A 16,991-nucleotide genomic window follows, 5' to 3' on the forward strand; every position below is an offset into this window, starting at 1 on the left:
CCGGTTCCGGGCCGCGTCAGTCGGCGGCCCGGAACCACACGGTCGCCAGCGGAGGCACGACGATGTCGGCGTGTGCCGGCTGCCCGTGGTGCTCGCCGTCGACGGCGCGGATGGAGCCGAGGTTGCCGACGCCGGAGCCGTGGTAGACGTCAGCGTCGGTGTTGAGGATCTCCGTCCAGGTGCCCGCCGACGGCAGGCCGAGGCGGTAGCCCTCGTGGGGGGTGCCGGCGAAGTTGCTGACGCACACCAGGTCGGGCTCGCCGTGCGCGCGCCGGACGAACGAGAAGGTGTTGCGGCCGGCGTCGTTGGCGTCGATCCACTGGAAGCCCTCGGGGTCGTTGTCGCGGCCCCACAGGGCGCCGGTCGCCTTGTACGCGGCGTTCATGTCCCGGACCATCGCGTGCACCCCGGCGTGCTCGGGGTGCTCGAGCAGCCACCAGTCGAGCTCGCGGCTCTCGGCCCACTCCGACTCCTGGCCCAGCTCGCACCCCATGAAGAGCAGCTGCTTGCCCGGGTGCGCCCACATGTAGGCGAGGTAGGCGCGGAGGTTGGCCAGCTGCTGCCACCGGTCGCCCGGCATCTTGCGCAGCAGCGAGCCCTTGCCGTGGACCACCTCGTCGTGGCTGATGGGCAGGACGTAGTTCTCCGCGAAGGCGTAGACCAGCGAGAAGGTCATCTGCCCGTGGTGGTGGCTGCGGTAGAGCGGGTCCTTGGCGACGTAGTTCAGCGAGTCGTGCATCCAGCCCATGTTCCACTTGAAGCCGAAGCCGAGGCCGCCGTCGCGGGTGGGGCCGGTGACGCCGGGCCACGCCGTCGACTCCTCCGCGATCGTGACGATGCCGGGGACCCGCTTGTAGACGGTGGCGTTCATCTCCTGGAGGAACTGCACCGCCTCGAGGTTCTCCCGTCCGCCGTACTTGTTGGGCGACCACTCGCCGTGCTCGCGGGCGTAGTCGAGGTAGAGCATCGAGGCGACGCCGTCGACCCGCAGGCCGTCGGCGTGGAACTCCTCGAGCCAGAACACGGCGTTCGCGTAGAGGAAGTTGCGCACCTCGTTGCGCCCGAAGTTGAAGATGTGCGAACCCCACTCCTTGTGCCAGCCGCGCTGGGGGTTGGGGTCCTCGTAGAGCGGGGTGCCGTCGAAGCGCGCCAGCGCCCACTCGTCGGTGGCGAAGTGCCCGGGCACCCAGTCGAGGATCACGCCGATGCCGGCCTGGTGGAGCCGGTCGATGAGCCGCTTGAGCCCGTCGGGGTCGCCGAACCGGGCGTCCGTGGCGAAGTACGACGTCACGTGGTAGCCCCACGAGCCGCCGAACGGGTGCTGCATGACCGGCATGAACTCCACGTGGGTGAAGCCGAGGTCGGAGACGTAGGGGACCAGCGCGTCGGCGATCTCGTCCCAGGAGTAGAGGTCGCCGGAGTAGTGCTTGCGCCACGAGGCGAGGTGCACCTCGTAGATCGACATCGCCTCGTCGACCGGCTGCCGGGTCCGGCGCGCCTCGAGCCAGGCGTCGTCGCCCCACTCGTGCTGGGACTGCCACACGACCGAGGCCGAGCTGGGCGCCTTCTCGGTGTACTGCGCCAGCGGGTCGGCACGGTCGACCCACTGGCCGTCCGCGCCGCGGATGCGGTACTTGTACTGCGCGCCGACGCCGGCGCCCTCGACCCAGGCGTGCCACACCCCGGAGCCGTCCAGGCGCGTCATCGGGTGCGCCGAGCCGTCCCAGCCGGCCCACTCGCCGGCGACCTGCACCTCCATCGCATTGGGGGCCCACACGCGGAACGACGTGCCGTCGGGGGCGACCTGGGAGCCGAGCACCGTCCAGAGGAGCTCGTGGCGTCCCTCGCCGATGAGGTGCAGGTCGAGCTCGCCCGGTGCGTGCGCGACCGGTGCCTGCTGGACGGGCGCCTGCTCGACGGGCGCCTGCTCCACGGCTGCCTGCTCGACGGGCGCCTGCTGGACGGGCGCCTGCTGGACGGTGGCGGTGCGCCGCCCCTTCCTGTGCTTCTTCTCAGTCACTGGGTCCCTTTCAGGGCGGCCAGCGGGATGGAGAGCCATCCCGGCCGGTTGCGCGCTTCGTAGACGGCTTCGTAGACGACCTTGTCCGCGACGTAGGCGTCGAGCAGCGTGGCGGCCGTGCGGTCGAGGTCCCAGCCGCGTTGCGTGGTGTAGGCGTCGAGGAAGGCGGCGCGGTTGCGCGCCGACCACTCGCCGGCGCGGTAGGCGCGCTGCTCGGCCTCGCCACCGCTGTCGACGCCGCCCCCGGTCAGCGCGACGACGCGCGGCGCGTAGTCGAAGGAGCGGATCATCCCGGCGACGTCGCGCCACACGGAGTCGGGCCTCAGCCGCTCGGCCAGCGGCTTGGCCGGCTCGCCCTCGAAGTCGACGATCTTCCAGCCCTTGGAGGTCCGCAGGGTCTGGCCGAGGTGCAGGTCACCGTGCACCTGCTGCACCTCGATCGCGTCGAGCGCCCGTAGCCGGGCGTACGTCTCGCGCAGCCGCGCCTCGTGCGCGGCGAGGTCCGGCACCACCTCGAGCGCCTCGCTCAGCCGCTGCTCCATGGCGGAGGCGAGACCGGCGACGGCGGCGGCATCGCGCCGCTCGACCGGGAAGTGGGCCGCGAGGTCGGCGTGCACCTCCGCCAGGGCCACGCCGAGCCGCGCCGCCTCGCCCGCGAAGTCCCCGCCGACCTCGTCGGCGTGGAGGTCGGCCTCGGCGAAGAGGTTCCGGACGCTGGCCAGCGCCAGGTCCCAGCCGTCGCTGGCGGTGCGCAGGAACTGCTGCAGCATGGCGAGCTGGATCGTGGAGTCCGTCCCTCCGAGCTCGTCGTCGACGAGGTCGAGCCAGCCGTAGAGCGAGGCGACGTGGGTGGACTCCGCCTCGGTGAGGACCTGGTGGATCGCGATGTCGGGGTTCACGCCGGGGGTCACCTTGCGGAACACCTTCATCAGCGCGTCCTCGCCGAAGGCGACCGAGGAGTTCGACTGCTCGCCGCTGAAGAGGGTCGAGTGGGCCTCCAGGTCGAGCTCGTGCCCGGGCAGGCGGTGGAAGTGGAGCAACCCGCGCGCGGTGCTGGTCGGGGGAGCGGCGAAGGCCCGCAGCCACAGCGCCATCGACTCGCGGTCGTGGACGGCGTCGTAGACGAACGCGTGCCCGAAGTCCTCGTCGTCCCACTCGCCGACGAGGGCGTGCGCGAGCCGCTCCTGCGGCTCGGCGTAGTAGGCGAGCGGAAGCTGGTAGAGCTCGGACTCCGCCGCCTGGTCCTCGCCACTCGGGGCGTAGGCCACCTCGGCGAGCTCCACCACGACGCGGACACCCGGCGGGGCGTCGGGCAGCTCGCCGACCCGGCGGACGCCGGCGAGCGTCCACTCACGGCCCTTGCCGCCGAACCAGCGGGCCTCGCCGATCCACTGGGTCAGCACCTCGGTCGGGGCGCTCATCCCTCCACCCCCGTCGTCGTCGTCGGGTCGGTCAGCCGGAGCCAGAGGAACCCGTAGCCGCCGAGCGTCAGCAGGTAGGGCAGCTCGCCGACCTTGGGGAACGGCACCCCGCCGAGGAGCTCGACGGGGACCATGCCCTCCCAGTGCCGCAGGTCGAGCTCGACCGGCTGGGGGAAGCGGGACAGGTTGTTGACGCAGAGGATCACGTCGCGTCCCTCGGCCCCGCCTCCCGCGGGCGAGTGCTCGCGGATGTAGGACAGCACGCTGGGGTTCGAGCCGCCGAGGTCGGTGAACTCGCCGAGGCCGAACGCCGGGTGGCGGCGTCGTGCGTGCACGAGCCGCCGCGTCCAGTGCAGCAGCGAGGAGGTGTTCTCCAGCTGGGCCTCGACGTTGACGGACTGGTAGCCGTAGACCGGGTCCTGGATCGCGGGCAGGTGCAGCTTGCCCGGGGTGGCGGAGGAGAAGCCCGCGTTGCGGTCGGGCGTCCACTGCATCGGCGTGCGCACGCCGTCGCGGTCACCGAGCCAGATGTTGTCGCCCATGCCGATCTCGTCGCCGTAGTAGAGCACCGGCGACCCGGGCAGCGACAGCAGGAGCGCGGTGAACAGCTCCATCCGGTTGACGTCGTTGTCCAGCAGCGGGGCCAGGCGGCGGCGGATGCCGATGTTCGCCTTCATCCGGGGGTCGTGGGCGTACTCCGACCACATGTAGTCGCGGTCCTCGTCGGTGACCATCTCGAGGGTGAGCTCGTCGTGGTTGCGCAGGAAGATGCCCCACTGGCAGCCCTCGGGGATGGCGGGCGTCTGCTCGAGGATCTCCGAGATCGGGAACCGGGACTCGCGGCGGACGGCCATGAAGATGCGCGGCATGACCGGGAAGTGGAACGCCATGTGGCACTCGGTGCCGACCCAGCGGCCGTCGGCGGTCTGCTCCGGGCCGAAGTACTCGACCACGTCGGCGGGCCACTGGTTGGCCTCGCAGAGCAGCACCCGGCCCGGGTAGTTGTCGTCGACGAACCGGCGGACCTTCTTCAGGAAGTCGTGCGTCTCCTTGAGGTTCTCGCCGTTGGTGCCGGGACGCTCGTAGAGGTAGGGCACGGCGTCGAGGCGGAAGCCGTCGAGGCCCATGTCGAGCCAGAAGGCCATCGACTCGAGCATCGCGTCGTGGACCTTGGGGTTGTCGAAGTTCAGGTCCGGCTGGTGGTGGAAGAACCGGTGCCAGAAGTACTGCTGGCGCACCGGGTCCCACGTCCAGTTCGACGGCTCGGTGTCCACGAAGATGACACGGGCCTCCTCGTAGAGCTCGTCGGTGTCGGACCACACGTAGAAGTCGCCGTAGGGCCCGTCCGGGTCGCTGCGGCTGGCCTGGAACCACGGGTGCGCGTCGCTGGTGTGGTTCATGACGAAGTCGATGATCACGCGGATGCCGCGCTGGTGGCAGGCGTCGATGAACTCGTGGAAGTCGTCGACGGTCCCGCACTCGGGGAGGATGTTGTTGTAGTCGGCGACGTCGTAGCCGCCGTCGCGCAGCGGCGAGGTGAAGAACGGCGGGATCCACAGGCAGTCGACACCGAGCCACTCGAGGTAGTCGAGCTTCTCGATGAGCCCCTTGAAGTCGCCCGTGCCGTCACCGTTGGAGTCCCGGAACGACCTCACCAGCACCTCGTAGAAGACCGCCGTTCGGAACCACTCGGGCTCGGCGTTGAGCACCGCTGTCGCGGCTCCTGCATCGGCGGGCATCTGACCGGACGTGGGATGGTCGGTCAACGGGTCCTCCTGACCGTGATGACGTGGGCGGGCTCGTGGCCGGGGTCGAGGCGGACGTAGTTGTGCTGCGACCAGCTCCAGTCCTCCCCGGTGATCTCGTCGTGGGCGACGAAGGAGTCGAGGTCGCCGAGCCCGAGGGCCCGCATGTCGAGGTGGACCATCGTCTCGCGGGTGCCGTGCGGGTCGAGGTTGATGACGGTGATGACGACGTCGTCCTCGTGCCTCTTCGAGAACACCAGCACCTGGTCGTCGTCGGACCAGTGGATGGTGACGTTGCGCAGCAGCTGGAGCGCCGGGTGCTGCCGCCGGATCTCGTTGAGCCGGGTGAGGTAGGGCGCCAGCGTGGTGCCCTCGGCGTCACGCCGGGCCCAGTCGCGGATGCGGATCTGGTACTTCTCGGAGTCCAGGTACTCCTCCGACCCCGGCTTCACCGCGACGTGCTCGAAGAGCTCGTAGCCGGCGTAGACGCCCCAGCTCGGCGACCCGGTCGCGGCCAGCGCCGCGCGGACCTTGAACGCCGCCGGTCCGCCGTACTGCAGGTAGGCGTGCAGGATGTCGGGGGTGTTGACGAAGAAGTTCGGCCGCATCAGGTGGTCGGACTGCGAGGAGACCTCCACCAGGTACTCCTCGATCTCGCGCTTGGCAGTGCGCCAGGTGAAGTAGGTGTAGCTCTGGTGGAAGCCGACCGCGCCGAGGGCGTGCATCATCGCCGGCTTGGTGAAGGCCTCCGACAGGAAGACCACGTCGGGGTCGGTGCGCCGCACCTCCGCCAGCAGCCACTCCCAGAACGCCAGCGGCTTGGTATGCGGGTTGTCCACGCGGAAGATCCGCACCCCGTGCGACATCCACAGCTTGACGATGCGCAGCACCTCGCGGCAGATGCCGGCCGGGTCGTTGTCGAAGTTGATCGGGTAGATGTCCTGGTACTTCTTCGGCGGGTTCTCGGCGTACGCGATCGTGCCGTCGGCGCGGGTGGTGAAGAACTGCGGGTGCGTGGTGACCCAGGGGTGGTCGGGCGCCGCCTGCAGGGCCAGGTCGAGGGCCACCTCGAGGCCGAGCTCGCCGGCGCGCGCCACGAAGGCGTCGAAGTCCTCGAAGGTGCCGAGGTCGGGGTGGATGGCGTCGTGCCCGCCGTCCTTGCTGCCGATCGCCCAGGGGGAGCCGGTGTCGTCCGGGCCGGGGGTGAGGGTGTTGTTGGGGCCCTTGCGGTTCACCTCGCCGATGGGGTGGATGGGCGGCAGGTAGATCACGTCGAAGCCCATCTCGGCGACGCGGTCGAGGCGCTGCGCTGCGGTGCGGAACGTGCCGCTGGTGACCTTGCCGGTCCTCTCGTCCCGCGTCGCGCCCTCCGAGCGCGGGAAGAACTCGTACCACGAGCCGTAGAGCGCGCGCGTGCGGTCGGCGCGGAAGGAGAACGGCCCGGTCACCGTCAGCAGCTCGCGCAGCGGGTGCGCGAGCAGGATGGCGTCGAGGTCGGGGTCCTGCAGGGCCGACAGGCGCGCGGCCACCGGCCGCTCCGTGTCGGCGGCGGCCGCCAGGGCGCTGCGGACGACGGCGTCCGAGGCCTTGTCGAGCTCGGCGCTCCCGGTGCCGGCGGCGACCCGCTCGAGCAGCAGCCGGGCCTCCGTGAACATCAGCTCGACGTCCACGCCGGCGGGGATCTTGATGCCGGCGTCGTGCTGCCAGGTCGCCAGCGGGTCCGACCAGGAGTGGATCTCGAAGGTCCACTCGCCGGGGACGTCGGGCGTGACGTGGGCGACGTAGCGGTTGGGCTCCTCGCCCTCGAGACGCATCCGCACCGGGTCGCGTTTCCGGCCCGACGGGTCGGTGGCGACCACCTCGGCGCCGAGCTGGTCGTGCCCCTCGCGGAACACCGTCGCCCGTACGGGCATCGGCTCTCCGACGGTGGCCTTCGCCGCCTGGCGGCCCAGGTCGACGACCGGGGAGACGTCCATCACGGGTATCCGTCCAACCATGGCACCACACTTGCGAACCCGCATGCCGTACGCAAGCCAGCCACGGCCGAGGCCACCCCTTGGGACGGCCCCGGCCGCGGCGGCTCAGCGCTCGGCGACGGTGATCCGCCTCGGCCGGGTCCGCGAGGGCGCGAACGCCGCCGGGTCGGCCGGGACGAACCGCACGCGCACGCGGTTGCGACCCGGACGCAGGTGCTTCTTCGCCACCCGCACGCGGGCCGTGCCGTCCGCGGTGGCCACGCTGCGCCACCTGCGCCCGTTGAGCCGCACGACGAGCCTGCCGGCCTCCTTCTCGGCGCCGGAGCGCACGGTGAGGAACAGCACGGGCGCCGGCTTCCGCGCGGTCTGGTAGGCGCGCTTGACGATCATCCGCAGCCGCGTCGCCGCCGCCGTGCCGGGCGCGCCCGGGGTGCCCGGGGTGCCCGGGGTGCCCGTCGAGCCGCCCGCGCCCCCGGTGCCGGGCGCGGTCGGCTGCGGCGGCAGCGTGGCGTCCTCGCCGAAGACCTGCAGCTCGGCGGCGTGGACGATCGTGCCGCGGTCCGACCCCGACTTGCAGTCGGTGGGCACGGTCGCGCTCGCGGTCTGCTGCCCGGCGTAGGCCTCCTGGCCGGTGCACTGGTTCTCCAGCGTCACCAGCCGGACGGCGGCCGCCTCCGTGTCGGGCACGTCGAAGGACCGCATGGTGAGCGTCGGGGCCGTCGGCCGGGGCAGCCCGCTCGGGAAGGCGTCGGCGGGGGAGGTGTAGAAGCGCCGCCAGGTGGCGTCCGCCGCGCCGCAGCCGGAGGTGCACGCCTCGAGCGCGAACTGGCGCAGTGCGGTGAAGCGCGAGCCCGAGTCGGGGTCCTCCTGGGCGAGCGGGAGCGCCGTGCCGGACTCCGGGGCGGGCGTGAGGTGGGCGCTGACCTGCACCCGGTCCACCGTGCTGAGCCCGCCGGCGAGGTCGACGGCGACCGACGGGTTCGACTCGTCGACCTGCGCCTCGGTCACCCCGCCCCAGTTCGTGGCCTCGGTGCCGTCGATCAGCGCCTCGGCGTTGAGGGAGCCGTCGGTGGCGCCGATGACCGACGCGCCCGCCGCCGAGGCGGCGAGGTTGACCACGTCGCCGACGGTCTCGGTGCGGGCCCGGCCGTCCGCGAGGACCGTCATCGTCCAGCGGGTGAACCCGCGGTCGGGCGAGACCGCGAGCATGTCGTACGTGCCGGGGACGAAGCGGGCGCTCGCGCCGAGGTCGGTGCTCGGGTCGGTGTCGGCCACGGGGGTCACCCGGGCCTCGTAGTCGCCGACGTAGACCCTCGCCCGGCCAGTCGTCGCGAACGTGATGGTCGACACCGGGCCGCTCGGCGACGCGAAGCTCGGCACCGGCTCGTGGTCGTCGGCGTCGACCACCGAGGCGTCCACGCCCAGGCCGCGACGGGCGAACGCACCCCAGAGGACGTCTCGGTTCGCCCCGCCGAAGCGCATCTGGTCGGCCGCGATCAACGCGTCACGGGCGTCGAGCATCGACGTGGCGCCCTGCTGCAGCAGGAACGAGTCGAACATCAGCTGCACCCACCGACGGTTGCCCGGGCAGGTCTCCACCGCGCGCGGCGTGGTGCTCGGCGTGGCCTGCGCGCACGCCAGCTGCAGGGCCTCGTCGTCGTACGGGAAGCGGGCGTCGTACTTCTCGACGAGCGCCTGACGGACCTCCCACATCGTGCCGTTCCAGATCTCGCCGTCCGCATGGACCTCCGGACCGGTGCTGTCGAAGCCGTAGTCGGAGAAGTTCAGCGGGTTGTCGTCGATCGAGTAGTCGCGGATCGCCGTCTCAGTGTTCCCGGTGGCGTAGGCGCCGACCGCCCAGACGTTGCCGCCGTTGCTGTAGCCGTGCGAGAACTGGTACTCGCCGGCGATGAGGTCGCTCCACGACTCGCCCATCGCCCCGCCGTGCTCGGACGTGAGCCCCTCGTCGGGCCCGCCGACCATCCGGTTGGTGATGGCGTGGGTGTACTCGTGCCCGACGATGCCCATGTCGAGGCCGCCGTCGGTGCAGGGGGCGTAGAACGATCCCGCGATCGGCTCGAACAGGTACTGGTTGGTGATGCCGGGCGTGCCGTCCTGGAGGGTGATCTGGTTGGCGTTGTCACGGCCGAGGAAGCTCGGGCTGCCGCCGGTGATGGCGCCGGCCTGGGCGTTGCCGATCTCCTGGTCGCCGCCGATCCCGCCGCGCCCGCCGTTGTCGAGCTGCAGGTTGTAGTTCTCCTCGGTGAAGCCGAGGTAGTAGGAGTAGTCGTGCATCCGGTTGTGCGCGGCGAACAGGTTGCCGACCGAGGCGTCGATGTCGTTGCCGCCGGGCCGCAGCTGCGTCACGTCGCACCGGCTGTTGTTCCAGGCGTCGGTGAACTCCGCGGTGTAGCGGCGCTCGGCGGAGACCGGCGCCTGGAGGAGGCCGCCCGGGGTCAGCGGGCTGGCCCACGCCTCGTGGGTGTTGGCGTTGTTGCCGACCGTGGTGAACGTCGGCAGCGCGCCGATGGTGTCCCACGGCCCGAACGCGGCGACGTTGGCCAGCGGGCTGGGGGCCGTGGCGCACTCGCTCGTGTCCCGCCTCCAGCACGCGACGACCGAGTTGCTCGGCGTCTCGTCGGGGGAGTCGAGGGTCGGGTTGGCGGGGAACAGCCGCCAGCGCGGGTTGACCTCGAGGTCGCCGGTGCCGGGAGCGGCGGTGTCGCTGGTCGTCACGGCGACGGCGTACTGCCCGACGATGACCGAGGCGGCGTCGAAGGGGCACACCTGCACGGAGTAGGTGCCGCTGGGGATGGACGCCGCGGAGTACGTCGCCACCTCCGGGTTGGTGGCCAGGTCGCCGGCCACGAGCAGGGTGTCGCCGCGGAAGATCTTCACCACGAAGTCGTCGACGGGCAGCCCGGTCGCGACGGCGGTGATCGACCTCGTCAGCGCGTCCTCGAGGTCGAAGGGGTGCTTGGGGCCGCACTGGGTGGGCGTGATCGCGCCGGTGAAGACGTCGTTGTAGGCGAAGTTCTCGACCTTGTTGTGGCGGACGAGGACCTCGCCGGTCACCGCGTCGACCAGCGAGGTGAAGGCGAGCGCGGCGCCGCCGGTGACGTCGACGACGTTGGCCTCGAGCACCGGGCGGACCGACCCGTCCGCCAGCGGCAGGGCGCGGAGGCGTACCTGCTGCTCCTGGGCGAAGCCCGGCACCGTGAGTCGGGTCCAGCCCTTCGCGACGGTCCGGGTGATGTCGGCGACCTGGCCGGCGGGCACGCCCACGGACAGGTTCGTGGCGGCGCGGAGCCAGCCCTGCAGCGGCGTGAGCGCGGGCGCGGGCACCGTGCCCGTCGGGCGGGCGAGGGACGAGGAGACGTGCGCGACCTCGCCGTCGGCGACGCCGACCGTGACGAGCCCGCCGAGCGCCGGGGCGAGTCCGTCGAGGTCCTGCCGGAACAGCACCGCCCGCGCGGCGGAGCCGGAGAACGCCTGCGAGCTCACCAGCACCAGGTCGTCGACGTCGGCGGCGGTCATCGCGAAGGCGGCGGCGTGTGCACGCAGCCACGCCCGGGCGCCGTCGACCGGGCTGCCCGGGGCCGCGCCCAGGCTGCCGTCGGCGGGCAGGATCGAGGAGGGGGTGCCGAGGGAGCCCCAGCGCACCGTGACGTCGCCGAGGGCCCGCACGGCCTGGCGCTGCAGGGCGGAGGGCGCCGCGGTGCCGCGGGCGTCCAGGTCGGCGGGGCCGGCGACGGGGTCGCCGAGCGTGCGGACGTCGCGCGGGGTCGGGCCCGGCGTGATCGTCTCGGGCTCGGCGGTGGCCGGCGCGGGGATCGTGGCGATGGTGGAGATCGCGAGCAGCGACACGGCCGCGAGGGCGGTGCGGCCGAAGCGGGGGCGGGGGTGCGTCATGCCCGCGACAACGCCGCAGCGGGCCGCGGGTTATGCGTGCCGATCCGGGGGGTGTCGTCCCTCTCCACCCGGCCGTGGGCTGGGGCCCGTCCGGCGCTGCCGACCGGGCGCCGGTTGGATCGATCCAAGAAATGCCCTACCGTGCTGGATCGTGCGAGCGTTCCGTCGATTCACCGTCCGTCCCGTCCTGCCCGAGCCGCTGGGTGCGCTGTCCGTCCTGGCCGGCAACCTGCGCTGGTCCTGGCACCCACCGACCCAGGACGTGTTCGCCTCGATCGACCCGCGGCTGTGGCACGAGGTGGCCGGTGACCCGGTCCGCTTCCTCGGTGCCGTGGGCCGGGAGCGGCTCGAGGAGCTCGTCGACGACGGCGACTTCCGCAACCGGCTCGACGCCGCGCACGCGGACCTCCAGCGCTACCTGTCCGAGGACCGCTGGTACGCCCGCAAGGCGGGCGACGACGCGCCCCGGGCGATCGCGTACTTCTCGCCCGAGTTCGGCATCACCTCGGTGCTGCCGCAGTACTCCGGCGGCCTCGGCATCCTCGCCGGCGACCACCTGAAGGCCTCCTCCGACCTCGGCATCCCGCTCACCGGCGTGGGGCTGTTCTACCGCCACGGCTACTTCAAGCAGGCGCTCGACCGCGACGGCTGGCAGCAGGAGAGCTACCCGGTCCTCGACCCCGACGAGCTGCCGCTGACGCAGCTGCGCGAGGCGGACGGCAGCCGCGCCACCGTCTCGATCGCGCTGCCCGACGGCCCCGACCTCGTCGCCCGCATCCTCGTCGCCCACGTCGGACGGGTGCCGCTGCTGCTGCTCGACACCGACATCGAGGACAACAGCGCCCACTACCGCGACGTCACCGACCGGCTCTACGGCGGCAACTCCGAGCACCGGCTGCGCCAGGAGCTGCTGCTCGGCGTCGGCGGCGTGCGCGCCCTGCGGGTGTGGTCGCGCATCACCGGGGCGCCGGCTCCCGAGGTGTTCCACACCAACGAGGGGCACGCCGGGTTCCTCGGCATCGAGCGGATCCGCGAGCTCACCGTGGGCGAGGACGGCCCGCACCTGGACTTCGACACCGCGCTCGAGGTCTCCCGGGCCGGCACCGTGTTCACGACGCACACGCCGGTCCCCGCCGGCATCGACCGCTTCCCGCGCGAGCTCGTCTCGCAGTACTTCGGCGGCAACTCGCCCACCCCGGGCGTGCCCGTGGACCGGGTGCTCGCCCTCGGTGCCGAGGACTACGAGGGCGGCGACGCGGGCGTCTTCAACATGGCCGTGATGGGCTTCCGGCTCGCCCAGCGCGCCAACGGCGTCTCCGAGCTGCACGGCCACGTGTCGCGCGGGATGTTCAACGGCCTGTGGCCGGCCTTCGACGAGGCCGAGGTGCCCATCACCTCGATCACCAACGGCGTCCACGGCCCGACCTGGATCGCGCGCGAGGTCATCGAGCTGGCGGCGAGCCGCGGCGCTGACGTCGACGGGGACGACACCGACGCCCTGTGGCCGCTGGTCGACCAGATCGGCGACCGCGAGATCTGGGACCTCAAGCGGACCCTCCGCACGCGGTTCGTCGACGACGCCCGCGACCGGATGCGCCGGTCGGCCGCGAGTCGCGGCTTCGCGCCGGCGGAGACGACGTGGATCGACAGCGCGCTCGACCCCGACGTCCTGACCATCGGCTTCGCGCGCCGGGTGCCGACGTACAAGCGGCTCACGCTCATGCTGCGCGACCCGGCGCGGCTCAGGAAGCTGCTGCTCGACCCCGAGCGCCCGGTCCAGCTGGTCATCGCCGGCAAGGCGCACCCCGCCGACGAGACCGGCAAGCGGCTCATCCAGGAGATGGTGCGCTTCGCCGACGACCCGGAGATCCGCCACCGCATCGCGTTCCTGCCCAACTACGACATCGCGATGGCGCAGCCGCTCTACCCCGGCTGCGACGTGTGGCTCAACAACCCGCTGCGCCCCTACGAGGCGTGCGGCACCTCCGGCATGAAGGCCGCGCTCAACGGCGGCCTCAACCTCTCGATCCTCGACGGCTGGTGGGACGAGTGGTACGACGGCAACAACGGCTGGGCGATCCCGTCGGCCGACGGCATCGACGACCCCGACCGGCGTGACGACCTCGAGGCCGCCGCGCTCTACGACCTCATCGAGAACGAGGTCGTGCCGCGCTTCTACGAGACCAACGACGAGGGCGTCCCTCCGCGGTGGCTGGAGATGGTGCGCCACACCCTCAAGTCGCTCGGCCCCAAGGTGCTGGCCACCCGCCAGGTCCGCGACTACGTCCGCGAGCTGTACGCCCCCGCGGCGCGCACGGCGCGCACCCTCAACTCCGACTACGAGGGGGCCCGGAACCTGTCGAGCTGGAAGGCCGACGTCCGCGCGGCCTGGCACGGCGTCCGGGTCGAGCACGTCGACTCGGAGGGGGTCGGCGACCAGGCCGAGGTGGGCGCGACGCTCGCCGTGCGCGCGTGGGTGGCGCTGGGCTCGCTGTCGGCCTCCGACGTCTCGGTGCAGGTCGTCCACGGCCGGATCGGCTCGGACGACGAGCTGACCGCCACCTCGACGACGCCGATGGAGGTCGGGGAGTCCTACGACGGCAACCGTCACCGCTTCGACGCCACGGTCTCGCTCGACCAGTCGGGCGCCTTCGGCTACACGGTCCGCGTGGTGCCGCGCAACGAGGCGCTCGCCTCGGTCGCCGAGCTCGGGCTGGTGGCACAGCCGGCCTGACCGCTCGCTGCGGTGCCGCAGCCCGGCCCGAACGGCCACCCGCGAGCGGCGGTCGCGGCCCGGGCCGGGCAGCTCAGGAGAACGTCAGCCACAGCCCGATCGCGGTCGGGACCACCCCGAGCAGCAGCCACGGCGAGGCGATGCGCCTGCCGTGGATGGCGCGGGCGATCGCGACGGCGATCGCGCCGAAGATGCCGGCGATCACGTTGAGCCCGACCTTCGAGGAGGCGGGGGAGTCGTCGAGCATGACGGCCGCCAGGACGAGGCCGACGACGAGGTGCAGGACCGTGGTGACGGCCAGGGTCGACATCACCCATCGCTGCACGCGGGCGAGGTCGCGCGCGTCCTGCTCGGGGTCCTTGACGACCTGGCGCGGAGCGTCGAGGTCGAGCAGGTGCCGGCGGCCCTTCTCCTGGCGGCGGGCGGGGACGCTGCTGGGCACGAACGGTCCTCTCGACGGGTCAGTTGCTGCGACAACAGTTGCTAGGCTAACAAGATGCTGGACACCGCCCCAACCGACGACCCCCTCGCGCTCGAGCGGCAGGTCTGCTTCGCGCTGGCCGTCGCCTCGCGCACCGTGGTCTCGGTCTACCGCCCGGTGCTGGAGCCGATGGGGCTCACCCACCCGCAGTACCTCGTGATGCTGGCGCTGTGGGGCGCGGAGCCGCTGTCCCTGACGGAGCTCAGCCGCAGGCTCGACCTCGATGCCGGCACCCTGTCCCGGCTGCTCAAGCGCCTCGAGGCCGCCGGTCTGGTGCGCCGCGACCGCAACCGTGCGGACGAGCGAAGCCTGGCCGTCGCGCTGACGCCGCGCGGGCGGGAGCTGCGCGGACGGGCGCTCGAGGTGCCGGGCACGATCCTGGAGCGGCTCGGCATGGACGTCGACGACCTGCTGGACCTGCGCGACCGCCTCACGGACGTCATCGCGGCGGCCAAGGCCGCCGCCGAGGCCGGTGCCGAGGCCGGTGCCGAGGTGCGGCCCGCCTGACCCGACTCAGGTCTGGCGCAGCACCAGCACCGACCGCGCCTGCAGGCCGAGCGTGCCACCGGCCTCGACCGGGGTGCCCACGGCGACGTCGGCGTTGGTCGACAGCACGACCTCGCCGTGGTGCACCCACTTGTTCTCCGGCAGCACCAGCTCGACGTCGTCGGGGCCGGCGTTGAGCCAGATCATGAACGACTTGTCGCGCACCTGCTCACCGCGCGGGCCGGGGGAGCGGAGGGGCGATCCGTTGAGGAACATCCCGACCGTGCGGCACGAGTCGTCGTTCCAGTCGGCGGTCGACATCTCGCGGCCGCTCGGGTGCACCCACAGCAGGTCCTTGATCCCGCCCTCGATGGTGGGTCGTCCCTCGAACCAGTGCCGCTGGCGCAGCACCGGGTGCTCCCGGCGCAGCCGGAGCGCGGCCTTGGTGACCTCGTAGACGTCGAGCCACGCGTCGTCGGCGCGCCAGTCGATCCAGGACACCTCGTTGTCCTGCGCGTAGGCGTTGTTGTTGCCGCGCTGGGTGCGCCCCCGCTCGTCGCCGGCGGTCAGCATCGGGACGCCGCTGGAGAAGCACAGGGTGGCCATCAGGTTCGCGGCCTGCCGGCGGCGTACGGCGACGACGGCCGGGTCGTCGGTCTCGCCCTCGACGCCGCAGTTCCACGACCGGTTGTTGTCGGTGCCGTCGCGGTTGTCCTCGCCGTTGGCCTCGTTGTGCTTGCGGTCGTAGGAGACCAGGTCGCGCAGCGTGAACCCGTCGTGGGCGGTGACGAAGTTGATCGAGGCGTACGGCGAGCGGCCGTCGTCGGCGTACAGGTCGCTCGAGCCGGCCAGGCGGGTCGCGACGGTGCGGACGCCGCCGGACCGGCCGCGCCAGAAGTCGCGCATGGTGTCGCGGTACTGGTCGTTCCACTCCACCCACGGCGGCGGGAACTGGCCGACGCGGTAGCCGTCCATGGAGGCGTCCCACGGCTCGGCGACGAGCTTGACGTGGCGCAGCACCGGGTCCTGGCCGATCGCGGTGATCAGGTGGCTGCCCATGTCGACGACCTGGTCGGTGCGGGTCAACGCGCTCATCAGGTCGAACCGGAAGCCGTCGACGTGCATCTCGGTGACCCAGTAGCGCAGCGAGTCGAGGATCAGCCGCAGGCTCTGGGTGTGGGTGGCGTCGACGGTGTTGCCGCACCCCGTCACGTCCCAGTACGTGTCGCGCGCCGGCTCGTCGGCCACGCCGATCGGCTCGACCGGCGCCACGCGCTGGTAGTAGCCGAGGTCGTCGAGCCCGCGGAAGCTCAGCGTCGGCCCGAGCGGCCCCGCCTCGGCGGTGTGGTTGTAGACCACGTCGAGGATCACCTCGAGCCCGGCGGCGTGGAAGGCCTTGACCATCTGCTTGAACTCCGTGACCTGCTGGCCGCGGTCGCCGGAGGAGGAGTACGCGTTGTGCGGGGCGAAGAAGCACATGGAGTTGTAGCCCCAGTAGTTCACCAGGCCCCGTCCGGCGAGCGCCGGCTCGGAGAAGAACTGGTGCACCGGCAGCAGCTCGACCGCGGTGACCCCGAGGTCGCGCAGGTAGTCGGTCACCGCCGGCGTCGCGAGGCCGGCGTACGTGCCGCGCAGCTCCTCCGGGACGCGGTCGTGCAGCGCCGTCATGCCCTTGACGTGCATCTCGTAGATCACGGTGTCGCGCCAGCGCCGCCGCGGCGAGGCGTCCGCGCCCCAGTCGAACTCGTCGTGCACCACGACGCTGCGCGGGACGTACGGCGCGGAGTCGAGGGTGCTGGTCGCCGCGGGGTCCTCCACGTCGTGGCCGAAGATCGCGTCGTGGACGACCAGGTCGCCCGCGACCGCCCTGCCGTAGGGGTCGAGCAGCAGCTTGGCCGGGTTGAACCGGAGGCCGGCGTCCGGGTCCCAGGGGCCGTCCGCGCGGTAGCCGTAGCGGGAGCCGCGCGGGACGTCCGGGATCGCGCCGTGCCACACGCCGAGCGAGTGCTCGGTGAGCCGGTGCCGCACCTCGGTGCCGTCCTCGTCGAACAGGCACACCCACACCGCCTCGGCGGCGGGTGCGTAGACCGCGAAGTTCGTCGACTCCGTGGACCACGTCGCCCCCAGCGGGTAGTGGCTCCCGGGCCAGACCTGCATGGTCTCGCCGTCGTGCTTCCAGGCGGTGGTCGTCTCGGGCGGCGGTGTCACGCGGGTCA

General features: G+C 72.2%; 9 protein-coding genes. 2 read left to right on the forward strand and 7 right to left on the reverse strand.

What is annotated here, in order from left to right:
• Nucleotides 1-16: 16 nt before the first annotated feature.
• The 5 genes from glgB to J3P38_RS14590 form a co-directional block, all read right to left on the reverse strand.
• On the reverse strand, nt 17-1,861 hold the full coding sequence (gene glgB, locus J3P38_RS14570) for a 1,4-alpha-glucan branching protein GlgB (protein WP_374222619.1): 1,845 nt from the start codon (nt 1,859-1,861) through the stop codon (nt 17-19).
• A gap of 155 nt (nt 1,862-2,016) precedes the next feature.
• Complete coding sequence (locus tag J3P38_RS14575) at nt 2,017-3,441, reverse strand: maltokinase N-terminal cap-like domain-containing protein (protein ID WP_210504179.1); 1,425 nt, start codon at nt 3,439-3,441, stop codon at nt 2,017-2,019.
• Complete coding sequence (gene treS / locus J3P38_RS14580) at nt 3,438-5,180, reverse strand: maltose alpha-D-glucosyltransferase (RefSeq protein ID WP_210440830.1); 1,743 nt, start codon at nt 5,178-5,180, stop codon at nt 3,438-3,440. The genes J3P38_RS14575 and treS overlap by 4 nt, the downstream gene beginning before the upstream one ends.
• 23 nt (nt 5,181-5,203) lie before the next feature.
• On the reverse strand, nt 5,204-7,162 hold the full coding sequence (locus J3P38_RS14585) for an alpha-1,4-glucan--maltose-1-phosphate maltosyltransferase (protein WP_246850128.1): 1,959 nt from the start codon (nt 7,160-7,162) through the stop codon (nt 5,204-5,206).
• Nucleotides 7,163-7,267: 105 nt separating this feature from the next.
• Nucleotides 7,268-11,074, reverse strand: a complete 3,807-nt coding sequence (locus J3P38_RS14590; protein ID WP_210504180.1) for a M36 family metallopeptidase — start codon at nt 11,072-11,074, stop codon at nt 7,268-7,270.
• Nucleotides 11,075-11,225: 151 nt separating this feature from the next.
• On the opposite strand from J3P38_RS14590, the gene glgP reads away from it, so the two are divergent.
• Nucleotides 11,226-13,808, forward strand: coding sequence for an alpha-glucan family phosphorylase (gene glgP, locus J3P38_RS14595; protein ID WP_210504181.1), 2,583 nt, complete (start codon nt 11,226-11,228; stop codon nt 13,806-13,808).
• A gap of 73 nt (nt 13,809-13,881) precedes the next feature.
• Here the strand turns inward: glgP and J3P38_RS14600 are convergent, their stop codons facing one another.
• Entirely contained in the window at nt 13,882-14,250 is a 369-nt protein-coding gene (locus J3P38_RS14600; RefSeq protein ID WP_210504182.1) for a hypothetical protein, read from the reverse strand.
• A 54-nt stretch (nt 14,251-14,304) separates the two neighbouring features.
• On the opposite strand from J3P38_RS14600, the gene J3P38_RS14605 reads away from it, so the two are divergent.
• The gene (locus tag J3P38_RS14605) at nt 14,305-14,796 is read left to right on the forward strand and encodes a MarR family winged helix-turn-helix transcriptional regulator (protein ID WP_210504183.1); all 492 of its coding nucleotides are present in this window, start codon (nt 14,305-14,307) and stop codon (nt 14,794-14,796) included.
• A 6-nt stretch (nt 14,797-14,802) separates the two neighbouring features.
• On the opposite strand, the gene glgX is transcribed toward J3P38_RS14605, so the two are convergent.
• A complete protein-coding gene (glgX, locus tag J3P38_RS14610; RefSeq protein WP_307807929.1) occupies nt 14,803-16,983 on the reverse strand; it encodes a glycogen debranching protein GlgX in 2,181 nt (726 codons plus the stop codon).
• Between the last annotated feature and the right edge of the window lie 8 nt (nt 16,984-16,991).

The sequence above is a fragment of the Nocardioides xinjiangensis genome (genome assembly GCF_017916455.1).
Lineage (GTDB): Bacteria > Actinomycetota > Actinomycetes > Propionibacteriales > Nocardioidaceae > Nocardioides > Nocardioides xinjiangensis.

Coding starts and splice junctions, on each gene's coding strand:
- J3P38_RS14575 (WP_210504179.1), bottom strand. CDS start 3,441: ATGAGCGCCCCGACCGAGGTGCTGACCCAGTGGATCGGCGAGGCCCGC.
- J3P38_RS14585 (WP_246850128.1), bottom strand. CDS start 7,162: ATGGACGTCTCCCCGGTCGTCGACCTGGGCCGCCAGGCGGCGAAGGCC.
- treS (WP_210440830.1), bottom strand. CDS start 5,180: ATGCCCGCCGATGCAGGAGCCGCGACAGCGGTGCTCAACGCCGAGCCC.
- J3P38_RS14605 (WP_210504183.1), top strand. CDS start 14,305: ATGCTGGACACCGCCCCAACCGACGACCCCCTCGCGCTCGAGCGGCAG.
- J3P38_RS14590 (WP_210504180.1), bottom strand. CDS start 11,074: ATGACGCACCCCCGCCCCCGCTTCGGCCGCACCGCCCTCGCGGCCGTG.